12 protein-coding genes are annotated in these 16204 nt (G+C 66.3%); 8 read left to right on the top strand and 4 right to left on the bottom strand.

The annotated features are described in order from the left end of the window. Nucleotides 1–42 precede the first annotated feature (42 nt). Nucleotides 43–2514, top strand: coding sequence for a penicillin-binding protein 1A (locus tag FOC67_RS28720; RefSeq protein ID WP_003135771.1), 2472 nt, complete (start codon nt 43–45; stop codon nt 2512–2514). 95 nt (nt 2515–2609) lie between these two features. On the opposite strand, the gene FOC67_RS28715 is transcribed toward FOC67_RS28720, so the two are convergent. The 4 genes from FOC67_RS28715 to rpmE all read right to left on the bottom strand — a co-directional run bounded on the left by FOC67_RS28715 (nt 2610) and on the right by rpmE (nt 6459). Then, complete coding sequence (locus tag FOC67_RS28715; protein WP_003095842.1) at nt 2610–3878, bottom strand: malic enzyme; 1269 nt, start codon at nt 3876–3878, stop codon at nt 2610–2612. Between the two features lie 102 nt (nt 3879–3980). Further along, complete coding sequence (locus FOC67_RS28710) at nt 3981–5420, bottom strand: M48 family metalloprotease (RefSeq protein WP_003095844.1); 1440 nt, start codon at nt 5418–5420, stop codon at nt 3981–3983. Continuing rightward, nucleotides 5417–6184, bottom strand: a complete 768-nt coding sequence (locus FOC67_RS28705; protein ID WP_031627604.1) for a thermonuclease family protein — start codon at nt 6182–6184, stop codon at nt 5417–5419. Before FOC67_RS28705 ends, FOC67_RS28710 begins: the two co-directional genes overlap by 4 nt. Nucleotides 6185–6243: 59 nt before the next feature. Then, nucleotides 6244–6459 carry a 50S ribosomal protein L31 gene (gene rpmE, locus FOC67_RS28700; protein ID WP_003095846.1) on the bottom strand — a complete coding sequence of 72 codons (216 nt, stop codon included), beginning with the start codon at nt 6457–6459 and terminating at the stop codon, nt 6244–6246. A gap of 175 nt (nt 6460–6634) precedes the next feature. Here rpmE and FOC67_RS28695 point away from each other — a divergent pair, with 175 nt between their 5' ends. The 7 genes from FOC67_RS28695 (at nt 6635) to phaC (ending at nt 16184) form a co-directional block, all read left to right on the top strand. Next, a complete protein-coding gene (locus FOC67_RS28695) occupies nt 6635–8854 on the top strand; it encodes a primosomal protein N' (RefSeq protein ID WP_003095847.1) in 2220 nt (739 codons plus the stop codon). 248 nt (nt 8855–9102) lie between these two features. Continuing rightward, nucleotides 9103–10866, top strand: a complete 1764-nt coding sequence (argS, locus tag FOC67_RS28690; RefSeq protein ID WP_003110892.1) for an arginine--tRNA ligase — start codon at nt 9103–9105, stop codon at nt 10864–10866. 34 nt (nt 10867–10900) lie between these two features. After that, entirely contained in the window at nt 10901–11596 is a 696-nt protein-coding gene (locus FOC67_RS28685; RefSeq protein ID WP_003095850.1) for an SPOR domain-containing protein, read from the top strand. A gap of 118 nt (nt 11597–11714) precedes the next feature. Beyond that, nucleotides 11715–12248 carry an ATP-dependent protease subunit HslV gene (gene hslV / locus FOC67_RS28680; RefSeq protein WP_003095852.1) on the top strand — a complete coding sequence of 178 codons (534 nt, stop codon included), beginning with the start codon at nt 11715–11717 and terminating at the stop codon, nt 12246–12248. Nucleotides 12249–12276: 28 nt separating this feature from the next. Then, nucleotides 12277–13620, top strand: coding sequence for an ATP-dependent protease ATPase subunit HslU (hslU, locus tag FOC67_RS28675; RefSeq protein ID WP_003095854.1), 1344 nt, complete (start codon nt 12277–12279; stop codon nt 13618–13620). 94 nt (nt 13621–13714) lie between these two features. After that, entirely contained in the window at nt 13715–14086 is a 372-nt protein-coding gene (locus tag FOC67_RS28670) for a gamma-butyrobetaine hydroxylase-like domain-containing protein (protein WP_003095857.1), read from the top strand. A 418-nt stretch (nt 14087–14504) separates the two neighbouring features. Next, nucleotides 14505–16184, top strand: coding sequence for a class II poly(R)-hydroxyalkanoic acid synthase (gene phaC, locus FOC67_RS28665; protein ID WP_003095864.1), 1680 nt, complete (start codon nt 14505–14507; stop codon nt 16182–16184). Nucleotides 16185–16204 lie beyond the last annotated feature (20 nt).

The raw sequence follows: 16204 nt of genomic DNA, 5'->3' as shown, positions 1-16204 counted from the left end.
TTCGCTTAACTCTTTCTTTTTCCTGGAAATCCGAATCTACCCATGCGCCTGCTGAAGTTCCTGTGGTGGACTTGCGTCACCCTGATTTGTGGAGTGCTGCTCAGTTTCAGCGGCGCCTATCTCTATCTGAGTCCCAGCCTGCCCTCGGTGGAAGCTCTGCGTAACGTCCAGCTGCAGATCCCCCTCAAGGTCTACAGCGAGGACGGCAAGCTGATCTCCGAGTTCGGCGAGATGCGCCGGACGCCGATCCGCTTCGCCAACATCCCGCAGGACTTCATCCATGCCCTGCTGTCCGCCGAGGACGACAATTTCGCCAACCATTATGGCGTCGATGTGAAAAGCCTAATGCGCGCCGCCGCGCAATTATTGAAAAGCGGTCACATCCAGACTGGCGGCAGCACCATCACCATGCAGGTAGCGAAGAACTACTTCCTTACCAATGAAAGAAGCTTCTCGCGAAAGATCAATGAAATCCTCCTGGCCCTGCAGATCGAGCGACAGCTGACCAAGGACGAGATCCTCGAGCTCTACGTCAACAAGATCTACCTGGGCAACCGTGCCTATGGCATCGAGGCTGCCGCACAGGTCTATTACGGCAAGCCGATCAAAGACTTGAGCCTGGCCGAGATGGCGATGATCGCCGGCCTGCCGAAAGCGCCCTCGCGCTACAACCCGCTGGTCAACCCGACCCGCAGCACGGAACGGCGCAACTGGATCCTCGAGCGCATGCTCAAGCTCGGCTTCATCGACCAGCAACGCTACCAGGCCGCCGTCGAGGAGCCGATCAACGCCTCCTACCACGTGCAGACCCCCGAACTGAATGCGCCCTACATCGCCGAGATGGCCCGTGCCGAGATGGTCGGCCGCTACGGCAGCGAGGCCTATACCGAGGGCTACAAGGTCATCACCACGGTCCGCAGCGACCTGCAGAACGCCGCCAGCCAATCGGTCCGCGACGGCCTCATCGACTATGACCAGCGCCACGGCTACCGCGGCCCGGAGACCCGCCTACCGGGCCAGACCCGCGACGCCTGGCTCAAGCACCTGGGCCAGCAGCGCAGCATCGGCGGCCTGGAGCCGGCGATCGTCACCCAGGTGGAAAAGAGCGGGATCATGGTGATGACCCGCGACGGCAAGGAAGAAGCCGTGACCTGGGACAGCATGAAATGGGCACGCCCCTTCCTCAGCAACAACAGCATGGGCCCGATGCCGCGCCAGCCCGCCGACGTGGCCCAGGCCGGCGACCAGATCCGCGTGCAGCGCCAGGAAGACGGCACCCTGCGCTTCGTACAGATTCCCGCCGCACAGAGCGCGCTGATCTCCCTCGACCCGAAGGACGGGGCGATCCGCTCGCTGGTCGGCGGCTTCTCCTTCGAGCAGAGCAACTACAACCGCGCGATCCAGGCCAAGCGCCAGCCGGGCTCCAGTTTCAAGCCGTTCATCTACAGCGCGGCCCTGGACAACGGTTTCACCGCCGCCAGCCTGGTCAACGATGCGCCGATCGTGTTCGTCGACGAGTACCTGGACAAGGTCTGGCGACCGAAGAACGACACCAACACCTTCCTCGGCCCGATCCCGCTGCGCGAAGCCCTGTACAAGTCCCGCAACATGGTCTCGATCCGCGTCCTGCAGGGCCTGGGCATCGAGCGGGCGATCAGCTACATCACCAAGTTCGGCTTCCAGCGCGACGAACTGCCGCGCAACTTCTCCCTCGCCCTGGGTACCGCGACAGTCACACCGATGGAAATCGCCGGCGCCTGGAGCGTATTCGCCAACGGCGGCTACAAGGTCAATCCGTACGTCATCGAACGCATCGAGAGCCGCGACGGACAGGTGCTGTACCAGGCCAATCCGCCCCGCGTGCCGGTGGAAGAACAGGTCGCTGCGCCGGATGCGGAAGACGCCGGGAATCCTGGCGACCCCGAGCATCCGGAGAGCGCCGAAGGCGAAGGTTCGATCGAAGCCCAGCAAGTCGCCGCCAAGGCCCAGACCACCTTCGAGCCGACCCCGGCCGAGCGGATCATCGATGCCCGTACCGCCTATATCATGACCAGCATGCTGCAGGACGTGATCAAGCGCGGTACCGGGCGCCGCGCCCTGGCGCTGAAGCGCACCGACCTGGCCGGTAAGACCGGCACCACCAACGATTCCAAGGATGGCTGGTTCTCCGGCTACAACTCCGACTACGTGACCAGCGTCTGGGTCGGCTTCGACCAGCCGGAGACCCTGGGTCGCCGCGAGTACGGCGGTACCGTCGCGCTGCCGATCTGGATCAGGTACATGGGCTTCGCCCTCAAGGACAAGCCGATGCACACCATGGCCGAGCCGCCAGGCATCGTCAGCCTGCGCATCGACCCGGTGACCGGCCGTTCGGCCGCGCCGGGCACTCCCGGCGCCTATTTCGAGATGTTCAAGAACGAGGACACCCCGCCCTCGGTCAACGAACTGCCGCCGGGCAGCTTCCCTGGCAGCCCGCTGCCGGATGACGAAGGCGCGCCGATCGACCTGTTCTGAACCGGCGCCTGCGCTTCGTCGACGACGACGGAGCGCGAGGCGCAGGCAAAAAGAAACCCCGCCAAGGCGGGGTTTCTTTTTATCCGGCGGATCGATCAGCCGTTGAAGACTTCGTCCACCGATTTCAGCGGATAGTTCTTCGGATACGGCAGGGTAGCCACGCCGGTCTCGATGGCAGCCTTGGCCACGGCATCGGAGACCACGGTGATCAGGCGCTTGTCCATCGGCTTCGGAATGATGTACTCGCGGCCGAATTCCAGCTTGTCCACGCCATAGGCGGCGCAGACGTCCTCCGGGACCGGCTGCTTGGCCAGGTCGCGCAGGGCCAGGGCGGCGGCGATCTTCATCTCTTCGTTGATGCGCGTGGCACGTACGTCCAGGGCACCGCGGAAGATGAAGGGGAAACCGAGCACGTTGTTGACCTGGTTCGGATAGTCGGAACGTCCGGTAGCCATGATCACGTCGTTGCGGGTGGCATGGGCCAGTTCCGGCTTGATCTCCGGGTCCGGGTTCGAGCAGGCGAACACGATCGGGTTCGGCGCCATGCGCTTGAGGTCTTCCGGCTCCAGCAGGTTGGCGCCGGACAGGCCGACGAACACGTCGGCGCCCTCCAGGGCGTCGGCCAGGGTACGCTTGTCGGTCTCGGTGGCGAACACCGACTTGTACTGGTTCAGATCGTCGCGACCGGCGTGGATCACGCCCTTGCGGTCGATCATGTAGATGTTCTCGACCTTGGCGCCCATACTCACCAGCAGCTTCATGCAGGAGATGGCGGCAGCGCCGGCGCCGAGGCAGACGATCTTCGCTTCTTCCAGCTTCTTCCCGGCCAGTTCCAGCGCATTGAGCATGCCCGCCGCGGTAACGATGGCGGTGCCGTGCTGGTCATCGTGGAACACCGGGATGTCGCACTGTTCGATCAGCGCGCGCTCGATCTCGAAACACTCGGGAGCCTTGATGTCCTCGAGGTTGATACCGCCGAAGGTGATGGAAATACGCTTGACGGTATCGATGAAAGCCTGCGGGCTCTCGGCGTCGACCTCGATGTCGAACACGTCGATGCCGGCGAAGCGCTTGAACAGCACACCCTTGCCTTCCATCACCGGCTTGGAGGCCAGCGGGCCGAGGTTACCCAGGCCGAGAATCGCGGTGCCGTCGGAAATCACTGCCACCAGGTTGCCCTTGCCGGTGTACTGATAGGCCAGCTCGGCATCGCGGGCGATTTCACGCACCGGCTCGGCGACACCCGGGCTGTAGGCCAGGGACAGGTCCCGGGCGGTAGCGGTGGGTTTGGTCAGCTCGACACTCAGTTTTCCCGGACGGGGTTGTGCGTGATATTCGAGGGCAGCGGTTTTAAGATCGGACATTTGGGCACTTCCGCTTTATTGCTTGTTGGACAGACGGGGCGACCGAGCATACGCAAGAAGACGACGCCCCACAAGATCGTCAGGACCCGGCTGTCAAGACCTCTAGCGTACGACTTTAAGCCAATCGCCCGGACGGGGTTCACCGCTCGGATAAAGGTCATTCAGCAGACGCAGACGAGCCACGGAGTCACTCAATGACCCCTCGCCGCCAGCCGCCAATTGCTCCAGCGTCTGCCCCGCCTTGACCTGCACCAGATGCAGGCGTCGCGGCTGCGCCAGGGCCCGCTCCTTGTCGCGCAGCGGACGGAAGCTGCGGATCACGCTGAGGAAGCGGTCGTCCTGGGTCTCCAGGGAACCGACCTTGACCACGCCGACGAACAGGTAGGCGCGGTCGCCCTGGTAGATCACAGCAACCCGTCGCGCCGGGTTGCCTGGCACCACCGCCGTGTAGCCGTTCAGCCCGGCCTGCTTCAGCGACTCTTCCTGGGCCAGCCGTTGCCCGGCGTTCTTGCGCAGGAACTCCGCGGGCGTCAGGCGGGAATCATGGGGCACCAGCTTCATGCCGATGAACGACTGCTCGTCCGCCGGATAGCCAAGCAGGGCGCTGGGCTGGTTGAGGATCTTCCAGCCCGCCGGATAGCTCAGGGTGAAGTCCAGCTCGGCATGGTAGAAGTTCTGCCCGCGACGCACCCCGGCCGATGCCGAGTCGCCGAACGGCATGCCTTCCAGATGGCGAAGAAAGACCTCGCGCCCCACTTCCTGCTGTCCGTTGGCCAGCTGCCGGGCCGGGCCGACCACTTCCTGCAGGCGCCGGTCGTTGTCCGGATGGGTATCGAACAACCCGTGGTAGCCGCCGGCCTGTACCGCCTGGCCATTACGCGCGGCCTCTTCGCGAGCGAAGTCCTCCTGGTTCTTCAGCACCCGCACCACCTGGATCATCGCCGTCGGATCGTAGCCGGCGCGGGCCAGGTACTGGGCGCCGAGACCATCGGCCTCCAGTTCCATGTCACGCCCGTAGCCGCGGACGAAGGCCGTGCCGAGCACGTTGGCCAGGTCGCCGGCGGCGCCGACCCCGGTGCCGATCGCCACCGCCTGGCCAAGGATGTTCCAGGCGCTGGCCTGACTCTGCTGGCGCACGCTGTGGCGCGCCGTGACATGGCCGACCTCATGACCGAGCACCGCGGCCAGTTCGGCCTCGGAGCCAAGGTAGGCGATCAGTCCGCGATGGATATAGATGTAGCCGCCCGGCAGGGCGAAGGCGTTGATGTCCGGCGAATCGATGACGGTGAAATGATATTGCAGGTTGCTGCGGTGGCTGCTGCGGGCGACCCGCTCGCCTACCCGTTGCACGTAGGCCTGGAGCTTTTCATCGTTGTAGCGGGGGAACTGCTTGAGGATTTCCTGGTTGTAGCGAGCGCCCATGCCGAGTTCCTGCTGCTCGCTCATCATCACGAAATCGCTCTTGCCGGTGGCCGGGTTCACCGCGCAGCCGCCCAGCGCGCCGACTCCCAGCAACAGCAGCAGGAGCCAGGCGGTCTTCATGGCAACCATTCCAGCATCGCCGGATCGGTCACCGACATCTGCCAGCGCGCCTTGCCGGCCGGCACAGCGCCACGGCGGGAACGATCGACCACCCAGCCACGCACTTCCAGCGAACGTCCCGCCATCTGCATCACCCGTTTCGCATCGAACGCCTTGAGCACCTTCGGCTCGATCCGCAGGACCAGCGGACCGTCCATCTCCAGCCAGATACCGCCCCGGTTGCGTTCGACCTCGAGCACCCGCCCGCGGACCACGGCGAAGCCGCTCTGCGCCAGTCGATCGAGCGAAAGCACCGGCGAACGCTTCCATACACCCAGATTAGCCGAACGCGCGGCACGTTCCGCCGCTTGCTGACAGGCCGTCAGCTCGGTGTTCGGCGCGACCGCCACCAGGTAGCCCAGACCCTCGCCGAGCAGGCGCGCCTCGAGGTTGGCGCCGCTGGCATCGAACAGGTGCGCCAGGGTCCGCCCGTAGTGATCGCGGGGCTGGCGGCCCGGCTGCAGGGCGAGACGCCCGTCGCTGGCCGATACCAGCGCCTGCAGCCGCTGCTTCGCGGCTTCGGCGAAGGGCTCGGTGGTGCGGCCGTTGAGCGCCAGTTCAGGTGCATTGATACCGATCAGCCGCACGCTGCGGCCATCGCGCAGGCGCACGGTATCGCCGTCCACCACCCGCGCCACCTCGACGTTCTGCAAGGCACCGGTAGGCCGGCAGGCCTCCGCCGCACCGGCGAAGGCGGAAACCACGGACATGAAAAAGGCGCCCACCAGGGACGCCTTTCTCGGTACAGCGACAAGTAGCATTGCGCGCGTTCGCGGCAAGCGGCTTACTTGGTGGCGCCGAATACGCCGAAACGCTGCTTGAAGCGGTCGATACGGCCGCCGGTGTCCAGCACCTTCTGCTTGCCGGTGTAGAACGGGTGGCATTCGGAGCACACGTCCAGGTGGATCGGCTTGCACAGGGTGGAACGGGTCTTGATGACGTTACCGCAGCTGCAGGTAGCTTCGATAGCTTCGTAAGTCGGATGGATGTCCGCTTTCATGATTCAATCCTCGAGGCGTTGTGTGCCGCCACCCAGCGCGTTTACCAGGCACCGCACGTAATTAAGGGCGTGGATCATACCAGACCGATTCATCTATGCAAGCGACCCCGCCCGCCGGTCGTCTGCTAACATCGCCGGCCCAGTCCTCGTTTCCTTCATCCCCGGAAGCCGCTGAGTGTCAGACCTGATCCTACGCCTAGCCCTGCCTTCGCCACTCCGCCGCCTGTTCGACTACCGCGCGCCCCGCGGCATTCCGCGCAGCGCCCTACAGCCGGGGATTCGCCTGCTGCTGCCGTTCGGGCGCCGGGAGCTGGTTGGCGTTCTGATAGAGGTGACGGACCGTTCCGAAGTACCCGAAGACAAGCTCAAGCCTGCCCTCAGGGTACTCGACGCCAAGCCGCCGATGCCGGCGCATCTGCTCGAACTCTGTCGCTGGACCGCCCAGTACTACCAGCACAGCCTCGGCGACACCCTGTCCTGGGCGCTGCCCAACCTGTTGCGCCAGGGCGAGCCGGCCGAGGCGCGCCAGCAGCGCTTCTGGCATGCCACCGCGCAATCCAGCCTCGACGATCCGCGCCTGGCCCGGGCGCCGCGCCAGCGCCAGGCCCTGGCGATTCTCAAGCAGCATCCGCACGGGGTTTCCCATGAGTTGCTGAACCAACTGGAAATAAACAAGGACAGCCTCGACCTGCTCAAGGAAAAAGGCCTGGTCGAACTGGAGGTGCGGCGCCACAGCACCCCGCCGCGCGAAGGCGGCTGGCTGGCCCAGGCGGAGTTGCCGCTGAACCCCGAGCAGCGCGCCGCCTTCGAGGCGGTTCGCGCCAGCCACGGCGGTTTCCATTGCTTCCTGCTGGCCGGGGTCACCGGCAGCGGCAAGACCGAGGTCTACCTGCAACTGATCCGCGAAACCCTGGCCGCAGGCCGCCAGGCCCTGGTGCTGATTCCCGAGATCAACCTGGGCCCGCAGACCCTGGCGCGTTTCGAACGCCGCTTCAACGCGCGCATCGCCCTGCTGCATTCGGCCCTGACCGACCGCGAGCGCCTCGATGCCTGGCTCGCCGCCCGGGATGGCGAGGCCGACATCGTCATCGGCACCCGCTCGGCACTGTTCACGCCGCTGAAGCGGCCGGGACTGATCATCGTCGACGAGGAACACGACGCCTCTTATAAACAGCAGGACGGCCTGCGCTACCACGCCCGCGACCTGGCACTGGTACGCGCGCGCCTGGAGAACGTGCCGATCCTGCTCGGTTCGGCCACGCCCGCCCTGGAAAGCCTGCACAACGCCCAGGCCGGCCGCTACGGCCTGCTGCGCCTGACCCAGCGCGCCGGTGGCGCGCACCCGCCGAAGTTCATCCGCCTCGACGTGAAGAGCATGCCGCTCGACGCCGGCCTTTCCCGCCCGCTGCAACAGGCCATCGGCGATACCCTGGCGGCCGGCCAGCAGGTCCTGGTGTTCCTCAACCGCCGCGGCTTCGCTCCGACCCTGCTTTGCCACGACTGCGGCTGGATCAGCCAATGCCCGCGCTGCGACGCGCGGATGACCGTGCACCAGGGCAGCGGCGAGTTGCGCTGCCACCACTGCGACCACCGCCAGCGGCCGCCGATGAACTGCCCGCAATGCGGCAAGCTCGACCTGCGTCCGCTAGGCGCCGGCACCGAGCGCGCCGAGGAACGCCTGCGGATTCTCTTCCCGAACCATCCGGTGCTGCGCATCGACCGCGACAGCACCTCGCGCAAGCACGCCATGCGCGACCTCTTCGCCACCATCAACAGCGGTGAGCCATGCATCCTGGTCGGCACCCAGATGCTCGCCAAGGGGCACCACTTCCCACGGGTCACCCTGGTGGCGATCCTCGATGCCGATGGCGGCCTGTTTTCCGCCGACTTCCGCGCCAGCGAACGCATGGCCCAGCAGATCGTCCAGGTCGCCGGCCGCGCAGGACGCGCCGAGGAGCCCGGGCGGGTACTGATCCAGACCCACCTGGCCGATCACCCGCTGCTGGTCCAGCTCACCGAGGACGGCTACTTCGCCTTTGCCGAACAGGCCCTCAGCGAACGCCGCGCCGCCGGCCTGCCGCCCTTCGCCCACCTCGCCCTGCTGCGCGCCGAAGCGCACAAGCCGGGCCAGGCGGAAGCCTTCCTCGACAGCGCCTGCAGTGCCGCCGAGCAATTGCTCGAGCAGATGGGCGGACCGGAGGTGGAACTGCTCGGGCCGGTGCCCGCGCCCATGGAGCGGCGTGCCGGCAAGCACCGCGCGCAACTGCTGCTGCAGTGCATGAGCCGGGCGCCGCTGCATCGCCTGCTGACGCCCTGGCTGCAGAGCCTCGAACAGTTGCCCGGCGGGCGCCAGGTGCGCTGGTCGCTCGATATCGATCCGATCGACCTGTTCTGAGCGCCTTCCTGGAAGACGCCCCGCTTGACTGGGGTCAGCCGGAATCCGCGATGTCCGGCGCAAACTGTCGGCTAATCGCCGCAACGGTTGGCAACGCCTGTCCGCCCACGGATAATGCGCGGTTCTGAGCCTCGACCGGCCACCCCGCGCACATCGCGGGGAGTGAACTTCGGAGCGCCGCATCCGCCGGCCCTTCCCCTGCCCGACCGTCGCGCGCCGCCCCTCTGCCCGCGAGCACGGAGAGAACGATGAAAGACACGATTCGCCAGCTGATCCAGCAAGCCCTCGACCAACTGACCGCGGACGGCACCCTGCCCGCCGGCCTGACCCCGGACATCCAGGTGGAGAACACCAAGGACCGTAGCCACGGCGATTTCGCCAGCAACATCGCCATGATGCTGGCCAAGCCGGCCGGGATGAAGCCGCGCGACCTGGCCGCCAGGCTGGTCGAGGCAATCCCCGCCCACGAGCAACTGGCCAAGGTGGAGATCGCCGGCCCCGGCTTCCTCAACTTCTTCCAGGATCACGTCTGGCTCGCCGCCAGCCTCGACCGCGCCCTCGCCGACGAACGTCTCGGCGTGCGCAAGGCAGGCCCGGCGCAGCGCGTGGTGATCGACCTGTCCTCGCCGAACCTGGCCAAGGAAATGCACGTCGGCCACCTGCGCTCGACCATCATCGGCGACGCCGTCGCGCGCGTCCTCGAGTTCCTCGGCGACACGGTGATCCGGCAGAACCACGTCGGCGACTGGGGCACCCAGTTCGGCATGCTGCTCGCCTACCTGGAAGAGCAACCGGTCGACGCCGAGGCCGAGCTGCACGACCTGGAGGTCTTCTACCGCGCGGCGAAGAAACGCTTCGACGAGTCTCCCGAATTCGCCGACCGCGCCCGCGAACTGGTGGTCAAGCTGCAGGCCGGCGACCCCGACTGCCTGCGCCTGTGGACCCGCTTCAACGAGATTTCCCTGTCGCACTGCCAGAAGGTCTACGACCGTCTCGGCGTGAAGCTGAGCATGGCCGACGTCATGGGCGAGAGCGCCTACAACGACGACCTCGCCCAGGTGGTCGCCGACCTGACCGCCAAGGGCCTGCTCACCGAAGACAACGGCGCGTTGTGCGTCTTCCTCGAAGAGTTCAAGAACGCCGAGGGCAATCCACTCCCGGTGATCGTGCAGAAGGCCGGCGGCGGCTACCTCTACGCCACCACCGACCTCGCCGCCATGCGTTATCGGCACAACGTGCTGCACGCCGACCGCGTGCTGTACTTCGTCGACCAGCGCCAGGCCCTGCACTTCCAGCAGGTCTTCGAAGTGGCGCGGCGCGCCGGTTTCGTTCCGGCCGGCATGGAGCTGGAGCACATGGGCTTCGGTACCATGAACGGCGCCGACGGCCGTCCGTTCAAGACCCGCGACGGCGGTACGGTGAAGCTGATCGACCTGCTGGAAGAGGCCGAGAGCCGCGCCTATGCGCTGGTCAAGGAACGCAACGAGCAGCGCGCCGAGCGTGGCGAGGAGCCGTTCGACGAGGTCCAGCTGCGCGAGATCGGCCGGGTGGTGGGGATCGACTCGGTGAAGTACGCCGACCTGTCCAAGCACCGCACCAGCGACTACAGCTTCAACTTCGAACTGATGCTCAGCTTCGAAGGCAACACCGCACCCTACCTGCTCTACGCCTGCACCCGCGTGGCCAGCGTCTTCCGCAAGCTCGGCCAGGGCCGCGAGCAACTGGGCGGGAAGATCGTCCTCGAGCAGCCCCAGGAGCTGGCCCTGGCCGCACAACTGGCGCAGTTCGGCGACCTGATCAACAACGTCGCGCTCAAGGGCGTGCCGCACCTGCTCTGCGCCTACCTGTACGAGTTGGCCGGGCTGTTCTCCAGTTTCTACGAGCACTGCCCGATCCTCACCGCCGAGGACCCGGCGCAGAAGGACAGCCGCCTGCGTCTCGCCGCGCTGACCGGCCGTACCCTGGAACAGGGCCTGGAGCTGCTCGGTCTGAAGACTCTGGAACGCATGTAATCGAACCCGCCCGAACAGGAGTCCGGGAACCCCCATGGCAAAGAAGAAACCCGCCCCCAAGCGCGGCGCCAGCCGCTACCAGGCGCCCGCCGCGAAGAACGGCGTTCCCGGCTGGGTCTGGCTGGTCGCCGGCCTGGCCATCGGCGGCTTCATCATGTTCCTGATGAAGCTCGAACCCGGGCGCAAGGACGTCCAGCGCGAACGCCCGGACGCCCAGCGCCCAGCCGCCGTGCAGGGCAAGCAGCCGCAGCAGAACGGCCAGGCCCAGCAGCCCGCGCAAACGCAGACGCCGGCCCAGGCCAAGCCGAAGTACGAGTTCTACACCCTGCTGCCGGAGTCCGAGGTCGTGGTGCCGCCGGAAGCGGTACCGGAGAAGGCCCCGCCGCCGCCCACCCCCGCCGAGCTGGCCAAGGCCGACGAAGCGCGGGCCAAGGCCGCACTCGCCGGGCAGGTGCCACCGCCGCTGCCGAAAGCGGTGGTCGCCGCCAGCACGCAGTTCTTCCTGCAGGCCGGCTCGTTCCGCAAGCAGTCCGACGCCGACCGCGTGCGCGCGCAGATCATCCTGCTCGGGCAGTCGGTGAACGTCGAGGCCGGCAACGTCCGCGACGAGACCTGGTACCGGGTGATGGTCGGCCCGTTCAACAGCCGCGACCAGTTGTCCCAGGCGCAGAAGACACTGTCCTCCAACGGCTTCAGCAACCTGCTGTTACAGCAACGCAAGGCCCGCTGAACGCGGGCCACGCCGTGCGTTCCGACGCACGGCGGTGCGTGCGGTTGAAAAGCCGCGGATCGCCCCTATATCTCCCAGCATTCCGGGCATTCGGCCCCGCAGTGTGGAGATTTCCCCCTTGACCACCATCGTATCTGTCCGCCGCAACGGCAAAGTCGTCATGGGCGGCGACGGCCAGGTTTCCCTGGGCAACACCGTGATGAAAGGCAACGCCAAGAAGGTCCGGCGCCTGTATCACGGTCAGGTACTGGCCGGTTTCGCCGGCGCCACCGCCGATGCCTTCACCCTGTTCGAGCGCTTCGAGCAGCAACTGGAGAAACACCAGGGGCACCTGGTCCGCGCCGCCGTCGAACTGGCCAAGGACTGGCGCACCGACCGCTCCCTGAGCCGCCTCGAAGCCATGCTCGCGGTCGCCAACAAGGATGCCTCGCTGATCATCACCGGCAACGGCGACGTGGTCGAACCCGAACACGGCCTGATCGCCATGGGCTCCGGCGGCGGCTTCGCCCAGGCCGCGGCCCTGGCCCTGCTGCAGCACAACGCCGAGCTGAGCGCTCGGGAAGTCGCCGAGACGGCGCTGAACATCGCCGGCTCGATCTGCGTCTTCACCAACCAGAACCTGACCATCGAGGAGCTGGACAGCGCCGTCTGAAGCGCTCGTCCCCCGCTGGAGTAAACGAATGTCCATGACGCCCCGCGAGATCGTCCACGAACTCAACCGCCACATCATCGGCCAGGACGACGCCAAGCGCGCCGTCGCCATCGCCCTGCGCAACCGCTGGCGACGCATGCAACTACCGGCCGAACTGCGCGCCGAGGTCACGCCGAAGAACATCCTCATGATCGGCCCCACCGGCGTCGGCAAGACCGAGATCGCCCGCCGCCTGGCGCGCCTGGCGAACGCGCCGTTCATCAAGGTCGAGGCGACCAAGTTCACCGAGGTCGGCTATGTCGGACGCGACGTCGAGTCGATCATCCGCGATCTCGCCGACGCCGCGGTGAAGATGCTCCGCGAACAGGAGATCCAGAAGGTCAAGTATCGCGCCGAGGACGCCGCCGAAGAGCGCATCCTCGATGCCCTGCTGCCGGCCGCGCGTCCCGCCATGGGCTTCGGCGACGAGCCGGCACGCGAGGACAGCAACACCCGCCAGCTGTTCCGCAAGCGCCTGCGCGAAGGCCAGCTGGACGACAAGGAAATCGACATCGAGGTGGCCGACAACCCGGCCGGCGTGGAGATCATGGCCCCGCCCGGCATGGAGGAGATGACCAACCAGTTGCAGAATCTGTTCTCCGGCATGAGCAAGGGCAAGAAGAAGACCCGCAAGCTGAAGGTCGCCGAGGCCCTGAAGCTGATCCGCGACGAAGAGGCGGTGCGCCTGGTCAACGAGGAAGAGCTCAAGGCACGCGCCCTGGAGGCGGTCGAGCAGCACGGCATCGTCTTCATCGACGAGATCGACAAGATCGCCAAGCGCGCCAACGCCGGCGGCGCCGACGTCTCCCGCGAGGGCGTACAGCGCGACCTGCTGCCACTGATCGAGGGCTGCACGGTGAACACCAAGCTGGGCATGGTCAAGACCGACCACATCCTGTTCATCGCCTCCGGCGCCTTCCACCTGAGCAAGCCGAGCGACCTGGTTCCCGAGCTGCAGGGCCGCCTGCCGATCCGCGTGGAGCTCAAGGCCCTCAGCCCGAACGATTTCGAGCGCATCCTCACCGAGCCGCATGCCTCGCTCACCGAGCAGTACCGCGAGCTGCTGAAGACCGAGGGACTGGCCATCGAGTTCGCCGAGGACGGCATCAAGCGCCTTGCCGAGATCGCCTGGCAGGTCAACGAGAAGACCGAGAACATCGGTGCCCGCCGCCTGCATACGCTGCTCGAGCGGCTGCTGGAGGAGGTCTCGTTCAGCGCAGCCGACCTGGCCAGCGAGCATAGCGACAAGCCGATCCTGATCGATGCCGGCTACGTCAACAGCCACCTCGGCGAGCTGGCCGAGGACGAGGACCTGTCCCGCTACATCCTTTGACCACCGCCGCCGCCACGGCCAGCACCGTGGCGGCGGGCCGCGCGGTCCCGAACCGGGGTATCCTTGTACTCCGCCCTTCCGCGAGTCCGATGCGATGCGTATCCCTTCCGCCATCCAGTTGCACAAAGCCTCGAAGACCCTGACCCTGCGCTACGGCGAGGACAGCTACGACCTGCCCGCCGAGTTCCTCCGCGTGCATTCGCCCTCGGCCGAGGTCCAGGGCCACGGCAACCCGGTATTGCAGTACGGCAAGCTGAACGTCGGCCTGGTCGGCGTCGAGCCCGCCGGCCAGTACGCACTGAAGCTGAGCTTCGACGACGGCCACGACAGCGGCCTGTTCACCTGGGACTACCTGTACGAGCTGGCGACCCGCAAGGACCAGCTGTGGGCCGACTACCTGGCGGAGCTGGCCAGCGCCGGCAAGTCGCGCGACCCCGACGAGTCGGTCGTCAAGCTGATGCTCTGAAGCGCCGGGCCGAGTGCCCCTTCGCAGCACACGGCATCCAGGCGATTTTTCCCCGCTGCCCCGAACGAGGGCACGTCATTTGCAACATTCGCCCCGCAGACTGCCAGACCAGACATCCGGTCGGCGCGGTCGCCACGGCGAATGTCCTACCCTGCACGGCAGCAACGCTCTAGTCCGCAGGTCGGCCGCTCGCCGGGCCAGCCACGCCGGCCACCGATGCTTCTGCCAGCTTGCACGCCAGCGGAAACTCGCGTAACCAAGGCGGTGCAGCCCCTTGTCCGGGTTCCCTTCCCTGACGTGCGTCCGCCCCGCCCTGAAACGTGCGGGTGGGCTGGTAGTCGAGCAGTAGCCGGCCGGACACCTGGTCCCCGGTTTCGTTGCGGTCCCCTGTTTCGCCTCGAACAATGGAGCGTTGCCGATGAGTCAAAAGAACAATAACGAGCTTCCCAAGCAAGCCGCGGAAAACACGCTGAACCTGAATCCGGTGATCGGCATCCGGGGCAAGGACCTGCTCACCTCCGCGCGCATGGTCCTGCTCCAGGCGGTGCGCCAGCCACTGCACAGCGCCAGGCACGTGGCGCATTTCAGCCTGGAGCTGAAGAACGTCCTGCTCGGCCAGTCGGAGCTGCGCCCAGGCGACGACGACCGGCGCTTTTCCGACCCGGCCTGGAGCCAGAATCCGCTGTACAAGCGCTACATGCAGACCTACCTGGCCTGGCGCAAGGAACTGCACAGCTGGATCAGCCACAGCGACCTGTCGCCGCAAGACATCAGTCGTGGCCAGTTCGTCATCAACCTGCTGACCGAGGCGATGTCGCCGACCAACAGCCTGAGCAACCCGGCGGCAGTCAAGCGCTTCTTCGAGACCGGCGGCAAGAGCCTGCTGGACGGCCTCGGCCACCTGGCCAAGGACCTGGTGAACAACGGCGGGATGCCGAGCCAGGTGGACATGGACGCCTTCGAGGTGGGCAAGAACCTGGCCACCACCGAGGGCGCCGTGGTGTTCCGCAACGACGTGCTGGAACTGATCCAGTACCGGCCGATCACCGAGTCGGTGCACGAACGCCCGCTGCTGGTGGTGCCGCCGCAGATCAACAAGTTCTACGTCTTCGACCTGTCGCCGGACAAGAGCCTGGCGCGCTTCTGCCTGCGCAACGGCGTGCAGACCTTCATCGTCAGCTGGCGCAACCCGACCAAGTCGCAGCGCGAATGGGGCCTGACCACCTATATCGAGGCGCTCAAGGAGGCCATCGAGGTAGTCCTGTCGATCACCGGCAGCAAGGACCTCAACCTCCTCGGCGCCTGCTCCGGCGGGATCACCACCGCGACCCTGGTCGGCCACTACGTCGCCAGCGGCGAGAAGAAGGTCAACGCCTTCACCCAACTGGTCAGCGTGCTCGACTTCGAACTGAATACCCAGGTCGCGCTGTTCGCCGACGAGAAGACCCTGGAGGCCGCCAAGCGTCGCTCCTACCAGTCCGGCGTGCTGGAGGGCAAGGACATGGCCAAGGTGTTCGCCTGGATGCGCCCCAACGACCTGATCTGGAACTACTGGGTCAACAACTACCTGCTCGGCAACCAGCCGCCGGCGTTCGACATCCTCTACTGGAACAACGACACCACGCGCCTGCCCGCCGCGCTGCACGGCGAGTTCGTCGAACTGTTCAAGAGCAACCCGCTGAACCGCCCCGGCGCCCTGGAGGTCTCCGGCACGCCCATCGACCTGAAGCAGGTGACTTGCGACTTCTACTGTGTCGCCGGTCTGAACGACCACATCACCCCCTGGGAGTCGTGCTACAAGTCGGCCAGGCTGCTGGGCGGCAAGTGCGAGTTCATCCTCTCCAACAGCGGCCACATCCAGAGCATCCTCAACCCACCGGGCAACCCCAAGGCACGCTTCATGACCAATCCGGAACTGCCCGCCGAGCCCAAGGCCTGGCTGGAACAGGCCGGCAAGCACGCCGATTCGTGGTGGCTGCACTGGCAGCAATGGCTGGCCGAACGCTCCGGCAAGACCCGCAAGGCGCCCGCCAGCCTGGGCAACAAGACCTATCCGGCCGGCGAAGCCGCGCCCGGAACCTACGTGCATGAACGATGAAAAGCGACCAGCCTGAAGAA

This window comes from Pseudomonas sp. FDAARGOS_761, assembly GCF_013343155.1.
Taxonomy (GTDB): Bacteria; Pseudomonadota; Gammaproteobacteria; order Pseudomonadales; family Pseudomonadaceae; genus Pseudomonas; species Pseudomonas aeruginosa.
The sequence above is the reverse complement of the archived record's forward strand: the minus strand, read 5'-3'. Positions and strand labels throughout refer to the sequence as shown.

What these genes read in the sequence shown, in the direction of transcription:
- FOC67_RS28720 (WP_003135771.1), top strand. Translation starts at nt 43, where the DNA reads ATGCGCCTGCTGAAGTTCCTGTGGTGGACTTGCGTCACCCTGATTTGT.
- FOC67_RS28715 (WP_003095842.1), bottom strand. Translation starts at nt 3,878, where the DNA reads ATGTCCGATCTTAAAACCGCTGCCCTCGAATATCACGCACAACCCCGT.
- FOC67_RS28710 (WP_003095844.1), bottom strand. Translation starts at nt 5,420, where the DNA reads ATGAAGACCGCCTGGCTCCTGCTGCTGTTGCTGGGAGTCGGCGCGCTG.
- rpmE (WP_003095846.1), bottom strand. Translation starts at nt 6,459, where the DNA reads ATGAAAGCGGACATCCATCCGACTTACGAAGCTATCGAAGCTACCTGC.
- argS (WP_003110892.1), top strand. Translation starts at nt 9,103, where the DNA reads ATGAAAGACACGATTCGCCAGCTGATCCAGCAAGCCCTCGACCAACTG.
- FOC67_RS28685 (WP_003095850.1), top strand. Translation starts at nt 10,901, where the DNA reads ATGGCAAAGAAGAAACCCGCCCCCAAGCGCGGCGCCAGCCGCTACCAG.
- hslU (WP_003095854.1), top strand. Translation starts at nt 12,277, where the DNA reads ATGTCCATGACGCCCCGCGAGATCGTCCACGAACTCAACCGCCACATC.
- FOC67_RS28670 (WP_003095857.1), top strand. Translation starts at nt 13,715, where the DNA reads ATGCGTATCCCTTCCGCCATCCAGTTGCACAAAGCCTCGAAGACCCTG.
- phaC (WP_003095864.1), top strand. Translation starts at nt 14,505, where the DNA reads ATGAGTCAAAAGAACAATAACGAGCTTCCCAAGCAAGCCGCGGAAAAC.